10 protein-coding genes are annotated in these 16,393 nt (G+C 68.3%); 2 read left to right on the top strand and 8 right to left on the bottom strand.

Translation table 11 applies throughout. The annotated features are described in order from the left end of the window. Positions 1-271: 271 nt before the first annotated feature. From POL67_RS26820 to POL67_RS26785, 8 genes are all read right to left on the bottom strand, one after another. Positions 272-1,450, bottom strand: coding sequence for a lipid-transfer protein (locus POL67_RS26820; RefSeq protein ID WP_271922046.1), 1,179 nt, complete (start codon positions 1,448-1,450; stop codon positions 272-274). 77 nt (positions 1,451-1,527) lie between these two features. Beyond that, the gene (locus POL67_RS26815) at positions 1,528-4,569 is read right to left on the bottom strand and encodes a peroxisomal multifunctional enzyme type 2 (protein ID WP_271922045.1); all 3,042 of its coding nucleotides are present in this window, start codon (positions 4,567-4,569) and stop codon (positions 1,528-1,530) included. Positions 4,570-4,687: 118 nt separating this feature from the next. Next, positions 4,688-5,728 carry a ferritin-like domain-containing protein gene (locus POL67_RS26810; RefSeq protein WP_271922043.1) on the bottom strand — a complete coding sequence of 347 codons (1,041 nt, stop codon included), beginning with the start codon at positions 5,726-5,728 and terminating at the stop codon, positions 4,688-4,690. Between the two features lie 50 nt (positions 5,729-5,778). Continuing rightward, positions 5,779-6,192, bottom strand: coding sequence for a DUF302 domain-containing protein (locus tag POL67_RS26805; RefSeq protein WP_271922041.1), 414 nt, complete (start codon positions 6,190-6,192; stop codon positions 5,779-5,781). A gap of 84 nt (positions 6,193-6,276) precedes the next feature. Next, positions 6,277-6,969 (bottom strand): hypothetical protein, encoded by a 693-nt coding sequence (locus tag POL67_RS26800; RefSeq protein WP_271922039.1) that lies wholly within the window; start codon positions 6,967-6,969, stop codon positions 6,277-6,279. Continuing rightward, the gene (locus POL67_RS26795; RefSeq protein ID WP_271922037.1) at positions 6,966-7,706 is read right to left on the bottom strand and encodes a DUF5995 family protein; all 741 of its coding nucleotides are present in this window, start codon (positions 7,704-7,706) and stop codon (positions 6,966-6,968) included. The genes POL67_RS26800 and POL67_RS26795 overlap by 4 nt, the downstream gene beginning before the upstream one ends. Positions 7,707-7,740: 34 nt before the next feature. Then, positions 7,741-9,810 carry a potassium transporter Kup gene (locus POL67_RS26790; protein WP_271922035.1) on the bottom strand — a complete coding sequence of 690 codons (2,070 nt, stop codon included), beginning with the start codon at positions 9,808-9,810 and terminating at the stop codon, positions 7,741-7,743. Between the two features lie 273 nt (positions 9,811-10,083). Further along, positions 10,084-11,286: a hypothetical protein gene (locus POL67_RS26785; RefSeq protein WP_271922033.1), complete on the bottom strand. Its 1,203-nt coding sequence runs from the start codon at positions 11,284-11,286 to the stop codon at positions 10,084-10,086. A 24-nt stretch (positions 11,287-11,310) separates the two neighbouring features. Here POL67_RS26785 and POL67_RS26780 point away from each other — a divergent pair, with 24 nt between their 5' ends. Further along, the gene (locus tag POL67_RS26780) at positions 11,311-12,321 is read left to right on the top strand and encodes a pepsin/retropepsin-like aspartic protease family protein (protein WP_271922032.1); all 1,011 of its coding nucleotides are present in this window, start codon (positions 11,311-11,313) and stop codon (positions 12,319-12,321) included. A 757-nt stretch (positions 12,322-13,078) separates the two neighbouring features. Continuing rightward, the gene (locus tag POL67_RS26775; RefSeq protein WP_271922030.1) at positions 13,079-16,264 is read left to right on the top strand and encodes a hypothetical protein; all 3,186 of its coding nucleotides are present in this window, start codon (positions 13,079-13,081) and stop codon (positions 16,262-16,264) included. The last annotated feature ends 129 nt before the right edge of the window (positions 16,265-16,393 follow it).

Genomic DNA, 16,393 nt, shown 5'->3' with positions numbered 1-16,393 from the left:
CCTTCATGCAGAGCAAGATGGATGCCGGATGGCTGAAACTGCGCAATTCCCCTGGAATCGTGCGCCTCGCCGTCCACGCGCGCGGGCAGCACCCTGCTTTGGTGTCGCGCGCACGCCACGGCGCGTCTGTCCTGGTGTCGCCATTTCTCGACAGGGGCGCTCGGGTCCGGGTGTCGTCTCCCCGCCACAGGGGGCGCGCCGGGCCTTCGAAACGACGAAGGCCGCGCCCTTTCGAGCGCGGCCTCCTTCGTCCCGGATGGTTTCGGGTCGGTCAGTCCTTGCGGTACATCGTCACGACGCAGGCCCCGCCGAGGCCCAGGTTGTGCTGGAGTGCGACCTTCGCCCCCTCGACCTGGCGCGCGTCGGCCGTGCCGCGGAGCTGCCAGACGAGCTCGGTGCATTGCGCGAGACCGGTCGCCCCGAGCGGATGGCCCTTCGAGAGCAGGCCGCCCGACGGGTTCGTCACGTACTTGCCGCCGTACGTGTTGTTCCCTTCCTCGATGAACTTCTCCGCCTCGCCCTCCTTGCAGAGGCCGAGCGCCTCGTACGTCACGACCTCGTTCGCCGTGAAGCAGTCGTGCAGCTCCACCACCTGCACGTCCTCGGGCCCGAGCCCCGATTTCGCGTAGACCTGGTCGGCGGCCGCCTTCGCCATGTCGTAGCCGATCATCTTGATCATGCTGTCGCCGAAGCTCGACGCGTAATCCGTCGTCATCGACTGCGCCGCGATGTAGATGGAGCCGGAAATGCCCTTCTTCCGGGCGAAGTCCTCCGAGCAGAGGATCGCCGCCGCCGCGCCGCACGTGGGCGGGCAGCACTGGAAACGCGTCAGCGGGTCGAAGACCTCGGGCGAGGCCATGATCTGCTCGAGCGAGAGCACCTCGTTGAACAGGGCAAACGGGTTCTTGCTCGCGTGCTTGCGGGCCTTCTCCGCGACCTTGCCGAACGTCTCGCGCTTCGCGCCGTACTTCCAGCGGTACTCACGCCCCGCGCCGCCGAACATCTGCGCCGTCGGCGGCGACTGGTTGAAGCCCTGCACGCGGTTCATCACGTCCGCGTGTTTGTCCATCGGGCTCGTCCGATCGCCCCACTTCGAGCCGAGCGCGCCCTTCTCCATCTGCTCGAACCCGACGACGAGCACACACTCGGCCAGGCCCCCCTCGATGGCCTGCCGGCCGAGGTAGAGCGCCGTCGAGCCCGTCGAGCAGTTGTTGTTCACGTTGATGACGGGAATGCCCGTCAGGCCGACCTCGTAGACCGCCCGCTGCCCGCACGTGCTGTCGCCGAAGACGTACCCCGCGTACGCCTGCTCGACGTCCTTGTAATCGACGCCCGCGTCCGCGAGGGCCGTGCGCGCGGCCTTCGCGGCCATCACGTTGTATTCTTCGCTGGCGCCGGGCTTCTGGAACTTCACCATTCCGACGCCGATGACGTTGACTCGCCTGCCCATTTGAGCCTCCTTCTGCGAACGCGCGTAGTCTTCGATGGGGGCGTAGCTCGGACAAGCCGAGCTACGCCCCAAGCCCCTTAACCCAAGAGCCCCTTCAAGAAATGCAACCGGTTCGAGGCGACCCGCACGTCGCCGTCGACCCGCAGGCGGCCCGTCTGGAAGAGCCGCGCATCCTGCTCCTTGCCCGCCACGAACGCGACGAAGTCCTCCGTCGAGAGCGTGAGCACCGCCGCCGGATTCGTCGCCCGACCGATCGCCACCGTCGTCTTGCCACCCGTGAAGTCGACGTGCCAGTCGCCCTCCGTCAGCCGGAATTCGATGACGGCGTCGACCTCCTTCGCGAGCTCGGGCGACTTCGCCAGACGCTCCTTCAGCGCATCAAAGACCGCCGCAGCGCCCGGCCCCTTCGGCGCCGCAGCCGCCTGCGGAGCCGCCGCGGCCTTCACCTCGCCGCTCGCGGCCTTCGCCTTGTGCGCGGCGATGGCAGCCTTGGCCTGCTCGGGATCGATCTTCTTCATGAAGCCGAGCTTCTGCGAGGCCATCACGTTGCCCGAGATCTTGAGCTTGCCCTCGAAGTAGAGCTTCTGCGGATCGGCTTGCCCCGTGGCCATCGCGAGCCAATCCGACGACGCGATCTCCAGCACCGTATCGGCCTTGTCCGCGCCCGCGCCCTGGAAGACCGCGCCCTTGCCGTTCTTCAGGTCGATCGTCCACGTCGCGTCCGGGCCCTTGAGCTCGAACTGGAAGATGGTCTTCACCTTCTCGACGACCGCCGGGTTTTTCTCGACGTAATCGCGGATCCCGATGAACACGTCGCCGGCCAGATCCTCGGCCGCCTTCGCGGGCGCCGCCGCCGCCGGAGCCGCCACCGAGCCGCCGGCGGCCTTCGCCTTGTGCGCGGCGATGGCAGCCTTGGCCTGCTCGGGATCGATCTTCTTCATGAAGCCGAGCTTCTGCGAGGCCATCACGTTGCCCGAGATCTTGAGCTTGCCCTCGAAGTAGAGCTTCTGCGGATCGGCTTGCCCCGTGGCCATCGCGAGCCAATCCGACGACGCGATCTCCAGCACCGTGTCGGCCTTGTCCGCGCCCGCGCCCTGGAAGACCGCGCCCTTGCCGTTCTTCAGATCGATCGTCCAGGTCGCGTCCGGGCCCTTGAGCTCGAACTGGAAGATGGTCTTCACCTTCTCGACGACCGCCGGGTTTTTCTCGACGTAATCGCGGATCCCGATGAACACGTCGCCGGCCGGATCCTCGGCCGCCTTCGCGGGCGCTGCCGCAGCCGCCGCCGCCGCGGGCTTCGCCTTCGGCTGCGGAATCTCCTTCCAGAGCGTGATCGCCGCGTTCGAGATGACGACCTTGTCGCGCTCCTTGACCTTGCAACGGAACACGATGCGCTCGTCGTTCTCCTTCCACATCTCGGTCACCACGGTCTCGCCCGGGAACACGCTGTCCGCGAAGCGCACCTTGATGCTCTTGAACTTGCGCGCGTCGCCGCCCGCGAAGCTGTGGATCACGTGCCGCGCGGCGTAGCCGAACGTGCAGAGCCCGTGCAGGATCGGCTTCGAGAAGCCGAACGCCGTGGCGAAGCTCGGGTCGGCGTGGAGCGGGTTCCAGTCGCCGGAGAGGCGATACAAAAGCGCCTGGTTCTCGGGGATCTTCTGCTCGATCGTCGCGTCCGGCGCGCGCTCCGGCGGGACGTTGATGTCCGACGAAGGCCCGCGCTCGCCGCCCCAGCCGCCCGCGCCGCGGATGACGGCCGTGCTCTCGTTGCGCACGATCTCCTCGCCCGACTCGTCCGTGCTGCGGATCTCCGTGACGACCAGCGCGTTCTTGCCCTTGTCCCAGATCTCCTTGATCTTGGCCTTGTGCGTGAGCTTCGCGTGCGCCGGCAGCGGGCGCGTGAGCTCCAGGTACTGCTCGCCGTGCAGCAGCCGATCGAGCCCGTAGTTCATGCCCGGCGCGGTCTTGCCTTGCTTCGCGAGATCCATCAGCGCCTTGAGCGCAGGCACCACGCCATACGTCGGCAGCGGGGCGAACCCCTGCCCGTGTAGCTCGTAGACGTAGCGCAGCTCCTTGTCGTCGAGCGGGTTCTCCGCCGCGCCGACGCCGAGCGCGTAGATCGAGAGATCCCGCTCGTCGTAGCTCGAATGAACCGCCGGATACTCGTAGCCGAGCGCCTGATCGACGTCGATGAGGTCATTGCCGCCCTTGGCCGGGCCGGCCTGCACGTTCGCCATGACCGGGCCCATCGACTGGTTGATCTCGGCCGGGTGCGTGGTCTTGTCGAAGCCGGCGATCGCGCCCCAGCTCTTCTGGATGTCCTCGAGCTTGATCTCGCGCCCGAGCCGCACCGTCTTGCCCTCGGCGCGCTCCCAGCGCAGCTTCGCGAAGAAGCCGCCGCCGACCTCGAAGAGCCCGCCCGTCTCCGTCGAGCTCTCGTGACACAGGTAGGCCACGAGCGGGCTCACGTACTCGGGCTTGAGCGCGTCGATGAGCTCCTTCGGCAGCACCGTCTCCGTCAGGCGCGAGCCGGCGAGCGGCGCGATCGTGTTGACGAGGACGTTCTTCTTCTTGCCTTCGAGCGCCAGCGTGTTCGAGAGGCCGACGAGGCCGAGCTTGGCCATCGAATAGTTCGCCTGCCCGAAGTTGCCGTAGATGCCGGCCGCCGACGACGTGAAGATGATGCGGCCGTAGCCCTGGTCGCGCATGTGCGGCCACGCCGCGTGCGCGACGCGGAAGCTGCCGAGCACGTGCACGCGGTAGATGAGCTCCCAGTCCTCCTCGGTCATCTTGTGGAACGTGACGTCCCGCAGGATGCCGGCGTTGTTGATCACGATGTCGATGCGGCCGAACGCGTCGATCGCGCTCTGCACGATCTTGCCGCCGTTCTCCACCGAATCGTAGTTCGCGACGGCCTCGCCGCCGGCCGCCTTGATCTCGGCGACGACCTTGTCCGCCGCCTCGGAGCTCGTGCCTCCGCCGTGCCGGCCGCCGCCGAGATCGTTGACCACGACCTTGGCCCCGCGGCTCGCGAGCAGGAGCGCGTGCGCACGCCCGAGCCCATTGCCCGCACCGGTGACGATCGCCACTTTTCCATCGAAACGAAGCTCGTTCGCCATGAGCTGGATCCCTCGCGCGAGAAAGTTTCGCGTACGAAGTATCCGACTTTGGGAGCGTCGTCAATGGTTGTGTGGACGAGAACGTGCGAAGGACGTTCGCCAGGGTCGGAGCGCTCGGTCAGCGCGCGGCGTCGGAGCTGTCGAGGGGCTGGAACGCGGGCACGCCCCCGGCGGCCCAGACGGCGACGATCTTGCCGGGCAGGTCCCACATCGGGCCGAGGTCGAGGTCGGCGCCTCCAGCGAAGCCCTTCTCCAGCGCGTACAAGAGGGCCGTGTAGGTCTCGTTCAGCGCCTTCTGCGCGGCGTCGAGGTCCGCGCCCCCGCTCGTCGGGTACGTCTTGAACGCGCCGCCCGCGTTCAGCATCACCTGCACCATGCGGAAGCGGCCGAAATGGCTGAAGCGGTCCTGGACGTCGGATCCGTCCTCGGGCCGCAGGTCCGGCTCGATGAAGGGGCCGATGCTCCCCTCCCCCTGGTCGACGATCGCCTTGATCGCCTTGTCCGCCTGGGCCCGCGCCGTCTGGCTATCGCCGCCGATCGTCGCGGAGAAGCCCGTGTAATCGTCGCCCGGGTATTTCGGATCGGCGAACTCGCTCTTTTGCCGGTGATCGGCGTTCGGATCGTAGAGGCTGCTCCAGAGCTGCTCCACGCCCTGATCGATGGCCTTGTAAAACTGGCCGATGGAGTCGTAGACGTCTTCGGGCCCGTTCGCGGGCCCGTCCGATTTCGGCTCCGGGGTCTCGATCGCCGTCATCAAACGAAGCTGCGCGTCGTTCACCGGCCCGAGCTGCACCGGCACCTTCCCCCCGATCCAGGGCGGGAACCCCCGATCGTACCGCGGCGCCCACGGGCCCGTGAACTTCGGCGAATCCCCCTTCCCGGCGAAGAGCGCATTGTAGAGGTTCGCGGCGATCTCGAGGTGCAGCATCTCCTGCACCACGACCGAATAGATGTCGTTGAACGCGAGCTGCTCGCGGCTCCGGTTCGGGTTCTTCGGGCTGCGCACGGGCGTGAGCGTCGGCGGGGTCGAGGCGGAAGTGCCCGGCACCTGCAACGAATACGCAGCCGTGAGGTAGATCGGGATGGTCCACAGCTCCAGGTACACGGCCTTCTGGAGGTGGTCCCGGAGGGCGTCCGCGGTCCAGGTCCTGCTCGTCATGAAAGAAAGCTCCTTTCGGCGCCGAAGGTACCGGCCGAAAGAAGCTCCCGTCAAGCGGCCCGGCGGCTCACCTTCGCGAGGCAATAAAGCAAGTGGTTGAGCTTCGTCCGCGCTTCGGCCGCGACCTCGCGCAGCGCCGCCTCCTCGTCGTCGGCGAGCGATTCCAGCGGATCCATGATCACCACGATCGTCCGGGCGTCGTCTTCCTCGTACACGGCGAGATTGCAAGGCAGGAGAATGCCGACATCTGGATCGGCGAGCAGCGCCCGATGCGCGAGCACGGGGTTACACGCGCCGAAGATCGTGTACCGCCGGAAAGGCACGCCGAGCCGGGCGCGCAGCGCCTCGTCGATGTCGATCCGCGTGAGGACGCCGAATCCGACGTCCTTCAGGAGCTGGGGGATTTTCGCCAGCGCCTCGTCGTACGGGAGGTCGAGTGAAGCGCGGAGATTCGTCCTGGCCATGGGCTCCCCCTCTCCCCGGAACGTGGCGCGCCGCGCCGGCGATCGAAAGGGGACGTACGGCCCATTCGAGGACGCGCTCGCTCGTCAAGCGCCCCGCGCCCGCGCGATCGTCTCCCGAGCAGCCGCGACGAAGCGCGGCGGGAACCTCGCCGGGTCGAGGAAAAACGCCTCGATGCTCGGCACCGCGTTCGGCATGCCCGCCCGCTCGTCGGCCACCGCCGCGACGAGGAGGTGCCCCGTCCCCCGCGCGCGCCACGTGTTCGGCAGCCCCGCGGCCGCCGGGAACGCCTCCGCGATGGGCCTGCCCGCGCTCTCCGGCAAGAGCCCCACCCGCCGCGCGCGCAGCCCATCCGCCGCCACGAAGAGCGCGCGATAAAAGTCACGTTTCTCCGGCACGGCCCGCGAGAGCTCCCGGCCGAGCACCCGCAGGTGCTGTTCGAGCAGGAGGCTCGGCATCCCGCGGTTCGAGAGCACCCCGGCGAGCCACTCGACCTGCCGCTGGATCGTGGCCTCCTGGTGCTCGGGCAACGTCGCGAGGAACGCGCTGTCGCTGCGCGTGAACCGGACGCCCCGCTCGCCGTACCGAAACCCGTAATAGGGCGTGAGCCGCAGGGAAAGCTTCCCGGCCCGGAGCGCTGCGTCGACCTCGCGCGGATCGGTCGGCATCGGCGTCATCCCGGCCTCGGGGTTCAGCGGATGCAACCAGGTGGTCTCGGCCGCCTCCCGCCGGCCCCCGCGCGCCTTGCCCCCACGTGTCCCCATGCCTTCCGTGTTCACGTCCCTGGTTCTCCCCCGAGACCCCGCGGAAGCAAGAGCCCCCGACCGGCAAACCCCGCCATGCGGTCGATCGTCTGGAGGAAGCCCTCGTAGAGCAGATCGTTGCCGCGGATGGCCCAGAGCACCTCGGCGTTCGCCCACGCGGCGTCCCGCGCCTTCCGCACGCTCCATATCGCCATCATGTTGTCCACCCGGCCGAGGGCCTCCTCGACCTCCCGCAGGACGCCCGTCGCGAGTTTTTTCGTCGCGACCTTCTCCGCGTCCTCCAGGATCTCGTTGATGACGAGGTAATCATCAAAAAACCCCGTCCCGCGCCGCGGCTCGATGCTCTTGCGGGTGCACGTCTCCACCACGGCGATCGCGAGGTCGTGGTTGATGTGCGCGTTCATGCCGCAGAGGGCGTGCTGGAGCCGGGCGATCGAGCGCTCGTGCCGGGCCTCGAAGAGCGGCTGCCAGGCGCGCGGCGACGAGCCCGGGGCGCGGAGCTCGGCGACGAACGCGTCGAAGTAGAGGGCCGCGAACACCACGTCGAGCTCCTCCAGCAGCACGGGCGTCGAGAACCGCCCCCGATCGAGCTCCTGCCGGATGCGGTCCGTCACGAAGGAATAGAGCTCGTTGAAGGCGTGGACGCCGTCGGAGCTCGGCAGGGCGCCGTCGATCATCTCCATCACGGCGAGCACGTCGTGGATGGAGCGCAGAGGGCGGGACAGGATTCGTTCGGCGAGGGATTCGCTCATGTCCCCCGAGGTTACCCCAGGGGACACGCGGGCATCAAAGATCGAGCTGCATGCCGAGCTCGACGACGCGCTCGGGCGGCAGGTTGAAGAAGTTCGTCGCCCCGGTCGCGTTGCGCGACAGGAAACCGAAGACGGTCTCCGACACCTTGTCCATCTTCCCCCGGCCCGTGGCGAGCAGGGTCTCCCGGCCGAGGTAGTACGTCGTCTCGTCGGGCTCGATCCGCAGGCCGAGCTTGGCCTTGGCCACGGCGAGCAGCACCGGCACGTTCGTGTCTTCCATGAAACCGGAGCGGAAGATGATCCGGTAGAAATCGTCGGCGATGAGCGAGGCCTCGACCCGCTGCTCCGGCGGCACGCGCGGGATCCGCTCGGGGATCACGGTCACGAGCAGGACGACCTTCTGGAGCGCCTTGCTGCGGCTGACGTGGTGGAGCAGGACGGGCGGCGCCTCCTCGGCGCTCGACGAGAGGAAGACCGCGGCGCCGTCCACGCGGGCGGCCGTCTTGCCGGTGCGCAGCTCCTCCAGCACCTCGGAGAGCGGCCGGGTGCGCTTCTTGAACTCCTGGCCGAGCAGCGTGCGGCCCTTCCGCCAGATCGCCATGCAGACGAAGATCATCGAGGCGATGAGGAACGGCACGTAACCGCCATCGAAGAACTTGAGGAGGTTCGCGCCCAGGAACGCGAGATCAAACGTGAGGAAGAGCAAGAGCAGGGGCAGCGCCTTCGCGAGCGACCAGTGCCAGCGCTCCCGCACGACGACGAAAAAGACGATCGACGTGATGGTCATGGAGCCAGTCACGGCGAGGCCGTACGCCGAGGCGAGCTTCGACGACTCCCGGAAGGAGAGGACGAGCACCATACACGCGGCGAACAGGGCCCAGTTCACCTCGGGGATGTAGATCTGCCCCTCGGTCTCCGAGGAGGTGTGCTTGACCTGGACACGCGGGAGGAAGCCGAGCTGGACGCCCTGCCGCGTGAGGGAGTAGGCGCCGGAGATCATGGCCTGCGAGGCGATGACGGCAGCCGCCGTGGCGAGGGCGACGAGCGCATACGTGGCCGGGCCCTTGGGGACGAGGGAGAAAAACGGGTTCGCGGCGGCCTCCGGGTGCTGGAGGAGGAGCGCGCCCTGGCCGAAGTAGTTCAAGGCCAGCGACGGCATGACCATGCCGTACCAGGCATACGTGATCGGCTTGCGGCCGAAATGCCCCATGTCCGCGTAGAGCGCCTCGCCGCCGGTCACGCAGAGGACGACGGAGCCGAGGATGACGAACGCATGCCACTTGTTGGTGAGGAAAAACGTGACGGCGTACGCGGGGTTCATGGCCGCGAGGACGGCGGGGTTCTTGACGACGTAATACGCCCCGAGGCCCCCGAGCGTGAGGAACCAGAGGATCATGATCGGCCCGAAGACCTTGCCGATCCCGGCGGTGCCGCGCTTCTGGACCCAGAAGAGGCCGAGCAAGATGACGACGGAGATCGGCAAGACCGCCGGCTTGAGGGAGCTCGCGCCGACCGCGAGGCCCTCGACCGCGCTGAGGACGCTGATGGCCGGGGTGATGACGCCGTCGCCGTAGAGGAGCGAGGCCCCAAAGAGCACGAGGCCCGCGATCCACCCGATGTGCGTCTTGTTCTTCGGCCGAAGCTTCTCGGGCACGAGCGCAAGCAGCGCCATGGTCCCGCCCTCGCCCTCGTTGTCCGCCCGGAGGACGAAGGTGAGATATTTCACCGCGACCACCATGGAGAGGGACCAGAACATGAGGGAGAGGAGGCCAAGCACGTTCTCGGCGCTGGCCTGGACCCCATGGGGCGCGGTGACGCACTCCTTGACAGCGTAGAGGGGGCTCGTGCCGATGTCGCCAAAGACGACGCCGAGCGCCGCGAGGACGAGCCCGGGGAGCGCGCCCGGCGCATGTCCGTGTCCATGTCCATGTCCGTGTCCGTGGCCATCCCCGCCGTGCGCGTGTCCGTCGGCATGGGCACCGGGCGCAGCCGCGCCGGGGGCCGCAGCCGCGGCTGCGGCGTCCGCGGCAGCATCGGCCGCAGCCATGGCCGCAGCCTCGGCGTGGACCTGGAAGGCACCGACGATGCTTGGCTCGTCAGCCATGGCATGAGGCGGCTCGGAAGCGGCAGGCAAGGCTGCTTTTGGGGCTGGAGTCTGATCGTCGTTCATCGCGGGAGGCGACGCTACACCCAAGCGGGCGGGGGCGGAAGCGGGGGCCGCCTGTGACGTCGCGCCGGGGCGCTGCCCCGGGCCCCGCGGGGGCTGTCCGCCCCTCGACCCGGACCAGGCACGGCCTGGACCGAAGGTGGAAGAACTGCGCAGCGCGCAGTTCTTCCAACGGGCCGGTGGCAAGACCTTGGAGGTGGATGTCTCGAATTAGGGCTTGATGGCGTAGAGCTTGCCGTTCCCCAGGGTGCGCAGCCCGCCCGCGTTGTCCGAGCGGATACGCGTGATCCAGAGCGGCTCGTTGCTGCAAAAGTCGGTCGTCGTGTCTTTCAGGAAGACACCGGACGCCGAATAGCCCCGCAAGAAGCTGCGAGGAACCTCGAGCGTTCCCGCCGCCCACACGTCCCCCGAGGGGAGCACGCCGAGGCCGACCAACGTATTGTCCGTTGGGTCGTCATCGGGGTACGAAAACGCCTGCTCCCAGAGATGCGCGCCGTTCGGGGAGACGCGATCGAGCCAGAACATTCCGCCACTCGCCACGCCGGCGCTGTGGAGAGAATCGTCGGGCCCCAGCTCGAAGGCGCGCAAGTCGTGCCAGTTCGCGTCGGGGAACGGCAAATCGAGCGACCAGAGCTGCGAGCCGTTCGCGTCGAGCTGGAGCATGCAGTTCGCAGGGCAATGTGTGCCGAGAGAGACGCGGTTGTGCGAATCGCACCGCAGGAAGACCTGCCATTCGTCAACGATGTTCGGGGCGGGCGCGGTCCAGAGGGGCGTGTTGGTGTCCGTCACAGCCGTCACGGAGCTATCGCCGTAGTTGACGAGATGGCCGTTCGGGCAGATGGCGGTGTGGACCGGCACGAACGGAGGAGCCTCCCTCCACAGCTCCTTCACGGGGTTCGCCGGATCCCCGGTCTCCTCGAGCAGGACCCGTCTTGGAGAGCAGCTCGAGGGGTCGTCGACGGCGCATTGCACGCCGGTCACCATGATCTTGCCCGGAGGGCCGACGAAGAGATGATACCAGCCCTCGGCGCCCTCGCCCCACGACGGCACGGACCATACGAGCTCGCCAGCCGCGCTGTATTTGCGGACGAACACCCCATCACCGGTCACGTACGTGTTGCTGCTTGAATCGACGGCGATGTCGTAGGGAAGAAAGTCCGTGAGCTTGATCCCCCAGAGCACCTGAAAAGGCGCATCCGGCGCTTGAGGACAATCGATCCCGACGCTACCGCCGCCGCTTCCGCCCCCGCCCCCGCCGCTTCCGCCGACGCCTACGGTCACGCTGCCGGAAGGATTTCCGCCGCCACTGCCTGCCCCCGTGACGCTCGCGGTCTCACCGCCCGGCGCATCGGCGCACCCGCAGAACAAGAGGACCGAAGCGACCGAAGCGCCCCAACAGGCTCGGCGATTCATGCAGCCGATACTACACTCTCCCGTGTGGATCTTCGCCTCGCTTCGTTGCTGCTCCTCTCCTCTGCGACCGCCTGCGCCCCGGCCGCCCCCGCGCCTCCCTCGCCCAGCGCCCCCCCTTCGCCACCTGCGCTCCCCTCGCCCGGCAGACCGCTCCCGCTCCCCACGCGCTTCGTGGCCGACCGGTTTTTCGTGGAGCCCATCACCCCGAGCGGCGCCCGACTGCTCCTCTACACCGATACCGGCGGCGGACTCTTCCTCACCCGCAGCGCCGTCGAGCGGCTCGGCCTCCCGACCGAGCAGATCGCAAGCGACGAGGGGCTGGCCGAGGGCGTCCGGCTCCCGCCCTTCAAGCCTGAAGCTTCGATTCCCCCGGTGACCGTGCTGGGGGGGCACCTCGGCGTGGCCTCGAAGGACAAGGCTGCTTGTGAACGTGAGAGCAGCGACGGCATGCTCGGCCAAGCCTGGTTCCAGGGCCGCACGTGGACGTTCGATTACCCGGGCCGCCAGCTCCTCCTCCGCGCCACGGGTGATCTGCCGGCGCACGACGCGGCGCACCGGGTCGCGCTCGGCTTTCCCGTGAACGAAGCCGGCGAGCGGGCGACGAACTTCCCGCGCATCCAGGCGCAGATCGACGGCCAGACCGTGGATCTCCTCTTCGACACGGGCGCGACGGTGAACCTCACGGATCAGGCGGCAGCGGCGCTCGCGGACAGCGGGCCTCCGGTGCGCGCCACGAGCTTCATCGTGCAGTCCACCTTCGACCGGTGGCGCCAGGATCACCCGGCATGGCGTGTGATCGAGGGCGCCGACCTTTGCGTCCGCGGGGAGCCGATGATCGAAGTGCCGCGGATCACGGTCGCGGGCCACGAGGTCGGGCCGGTCTGGTTCGTCCGGCGGCAGGACAAGAATTTCCACGAATGGATGTCGCAGTGGATGGATAAACGGGTGGACGGCGCGCTGGGCGGGTCCGCGCTTCACCCCTTCCGGGTGACCGTCGACTACCCGAGCGCGGTCGCCGTGTTCGAGCGGCCCTGACGAAGCCCGCGCCGATGGCCGAGCACGTCAGCAAGGTTCCGAGCACGCCGACCTGTCGCCGCGCCCGTTCCAAGCTCACCTCCCCGTTCGCCGACCTGTCGCCGCGCCCCGTCCAAGGTGACCTTCCCGTTTGCGGACCTGTCGCCGCGCCCGTTCCAAGGCAACCTCCCCGCTTGCCGACCTGTCGTCGCACCCGTTCCAAGGCAACCTCCCCGCTTGCCGACCTGTCGCTGCGCCCGTTCCAAGCTCACCTCCCCGTTCGCCGACCTGTCGCCGCACCCGTTCCAAGGCGACCTCCGCGCTTGCCGACCTGTCGTCGCGCCCCTTCCGAGGCGACCTCCGCGTTTGCGGACCTATCGTCGCGCCCCTTCCGAGGCGACCTCCCCGCTCACCGACCCCTCGTGGCGCCCCCTCCGCAGGCGCGCCGCTTCCTTTCGGATCGCCCCAACTCCGCGCCCCCACGAAGCAGCGCAGAATCCAGGTCAACCGTGATAGTCCTTCTACGATGCGCCAACCTCTCCAAGTTCGCCGTCTTTGCCGTCGTACCTGCCTTGATCTCGTGCTGCTTGGCGTAGCTGCTGCGACGCTGGGGGCTTGCGGGAACGGCTCGGCTCCTTCCTCGTCTGTGTTGCCTCGGAAGGCTGAGGGGCCTGCGCGTGTGTCTGCGCCGATCGATCTCGATGCGGGCCTGAGAGCGTCTCGACTTGCGTTCAAGCATGAGGGATCCTCGTTCGTCGGTGCGGGCTCGGCGCACCGCGTGACGGCGACGCCGGGTGGGTTCGAGATCGTGCCGGTCGTGCCGGATGCGTCTGCGCGTGCGGGGGCGCCGCTGCGTGTTGGGAATACGTCGATCAGGCGTGGTGGGAAGCGGATTGATTTGCCGGCGCGGGAGGCGCGGATCGCGGCGGATGGGACTGTGGTGGTGCCGCGTGGGGATGTGGCCGAGCACATCGAGAATCGCGCGGGGGGCGTGGAGGTCTCGTATGCTTTTGTGCGTGCGCCGGAGGGTGCGGGGGATGTGCTCGTCTCGCTCGACATCACGGGGCAGTCGTTTGTTGGCGAGACGCGAGGCGGGCTTCATTATGTGGATCCGGTGACGAACCTTGGCATGAAGTTCGGCCAGGCTACGTGGATTGATGCGGAAGGAAAACGGACGCCTGTGCCTGTGATGGCGGAGGGCGGCCACCTCGTGATGCGCGTGCCGGGCGACGTTGTTGCGGCGTCGGCGTATCCGGCGGTGCTTGATCCGCTGATCTCGCCGGAGTTTGGGGTGGACATGCCGATCGCCGGGTATGGCGCGGGCTACCGGGCGCGGCCTGCGGTGGCTTGGAATGGCTCCCATTACCTCGTCGCTTGGCACTCGAGTGATGGCATCTTCGGGGGGCGCGTCGCGGCGGATGGCACTTCGATCGATCCCGCTGCGCGCCCGCTCTCCACGATCCCGAATGCGATCAAGCCGGCGATTGCGAGCCATGGCTCCGGGTTTTTGCTGACGTACCAGAAGGGATATACGTGGCAGCTCAACAGCGACGGCCTCTATGGGCAGCTCCTCGACGCGAGCGGGCAGCCCGTGGGGATGCCGATGCAGCTCTCGACGAGCCAGACGATCCAGCGCTGGAGCCGCGTGGCGTTCGACGGCATGAATTACGTCGCTGCGTGGACCGACGGCAGCGATTGTTACCACGCGCGCGTCACACCTGCGGGCGTCGTGCTCGATCCTGCGGGCGTGAAGACGTCGAGCTGTAGCGACATGGACGTCGCGTCGAACGGCAAGGGCTCGCTGCTCACGTGGAGCACGTCCACGGGCATGCTCTACGCGCGGCTCGATCAGCAGGGCAATTCCCTCGATCCCGCGGCGGGCCTGCCGGTCCTCCCGACGAACCCGGACACGAGCGCGGGCAATGCGGCTTGGGACGGGCAGAACTACGTCATCGCGTATTCGCTCGATTCTGGCTCGCGGATTGGCGCGACGCGCCTCGACCCGCAGACGGGCTCGATCCTCGATCCCATGGGCATCATGCTCTCGAACGCCGGCTCGGAGCTCTACCAGATCGACGTCGGGAGCGACGGCACGCAGGCGATCGTGACGTGGAGCCAGGTGAACCCGGATGGTTCCGGGTATCCGGTGCGCCGCGGGCGTGTCTCGAAGCAAGGAACGGCGCTCGATCCGGGCGGCATCGTCGTCACGCAGCACGGCGCGCGTTCGGCCGTGGCCTCGAATGGCGCCGATACGTTCATCGTGTGGGAACGGACCATCGGAGACGACTTCTTCCCCGATGGAATCCACCTCGAAGCGCAACGCTTCGCTTCCACGGGCGCGAAGCTCGACATGGTCCCGTTCTATCCGGCTCCGGGGAGCAACGAGCAGACGGCGCCCGGCGTCGCCTGGAATGGCCAGGACTTCGTGGTCGGCTGGCTCGACGATCGTGATGTCGTCGCGGTCCGGCAAGAGAACATCTACGCGGCGCGCGTCTCGCCGATGGGCGTCTCGCTCGATCCCACGGCGATCCGCGTGGAGAATGGCCGGTATCGAGCCAGGGACCCGTACGTCCTCTTCGATGGAAGCCATACGGTCTTCGTCTGGTCCGAGGACGCCGCGCTTTATGATGCGTACATCGGCGCCGTGAAGGCGGCGCGCTTGAGCGGCGCGGGCGTCCTGCTCGACAGCACCGCGATCGCGGTGGGTACCTCGCAGGATGGTTTCCCTTCCTTCACCGCGTCCGCCGGGATGGGCAATACGTTCGTCGCGACGACGAATTTTGACTTTGATGCGGGCGAGACGACCGCCCTCTCGATCATGTTGAGCTCGTCCGGGGTGCCGTCGGCGCCCCAGGCGCTCTTCCCTCACGATTTTGAGCGGCGCGCGAGCGCGTCTTTCGACGGACAGAACCACCTCTTCACGTTCCCGTCCGGCGGCAGCATCGTGGCGCAGCGGGTCGACGCGCTCGGCGCGCCTGTCGACATGGCGCCGTTCCCGATCGGCACGGCGGGCACGGTCGAGGGCCTCACGGCCGTCTTCGATGGGACGAACCATCTCGTCTTGTGGGTCGATGCCGCGGCGAAGGCCCTCGTCGGCGTGCGGGTGAGCCCGGCCGGCGTGGTGCTCGACGCGGCGAGGGTCGTGATCGTCTCGCAGAGCGGATGCAACTTGCTCTCGCTCGACAAGCGCGGCGCGACGGTCGATGGCGGCCGGGCGATGGTGGCGTATCGAACGTGCGGGGCCGTCAACGGCGAGGTCGAGATCGCGGTCCTGGACAGCGCGCTCTCCGTGCTCGCGACGATCCCGATCACGGCGGACAACCAGCGGAAGTCCGCGGCCGCGCTCGCTTCGACGAACATGGGCAAGGTGTTCGTGGGGTATGCGGCGTACCAGGCGTCGCCCCTCGGCGCATACCGCGTGCGCGGGCGGATCGTCGATTTCACGTCGTGCACCACGGACGAGGATTGCAGCGGCGGGCAATGCGTCAGCGGGTTCTGCGTGAATGAAACGACGTCGGGCGCGGGCGGGAGCGCAGGCGGCGGCGGAGGCGGAGGCGGCGGCGGAAGCGGCGGCGGCGGCGGAAGCGGCGGCGGCGGCGGAAGCGGCGGCGGAGGCGGAAGCGGCGGCGGCGGCGGAAGTGGCGGCGGAGGCGGAAGCGGAGGCGGAAGCGGCGGCGGAAGCGGCGGTGGCGGCGGAAGTGGCGGTAGTGGCGGGCTTGGCGGCGCCGGGGGGAATGGCGGCGCAGCGGGCGCGGGGGGCGCGTCGAGCTCTTCCGGCGTAGGTGGCCAGGGCGGGACGGGTGATCCGCCGGTCGTCACCGGCGATGGCTGCGATTGCCGCGTCTCTCCGGGGGAATCGAAGCCGCTTTGGCGCCTGGGCGCCGCGGCTTCCCTCCTCCTCCTCGCGCGCCTTCGCCGCACGACGCGCCGATCCTCCAAGCGCGTTCGGTCGCGTCCATCCTGACGCGTCAGCACGACGTCGCTGACGCGACTCCAACGCGTCAATTCCCGTGGGGCGCGGTTTCACGCGCTGGAACGCTCGCGCTCCTCGGGCACGGCGCCTGCAAGGCAGGCTCGTGACCCGATGCCCATG

The sequence above is a fragment of the Polyangium mundeleinium genome, assembly GCF_028369105.1.
Taxonomy (GTDB): domain Bacteria; phylum Myxococcota_A; class Polyangia; order Polyangiales; family Polyangiaceae; genus Polyangium; species Polyangium mundeleinium.
Note: the sequence above shows the minus strand (reverse complement) of the source record. Positions and strands in the feature narration are given on the sequence as shown.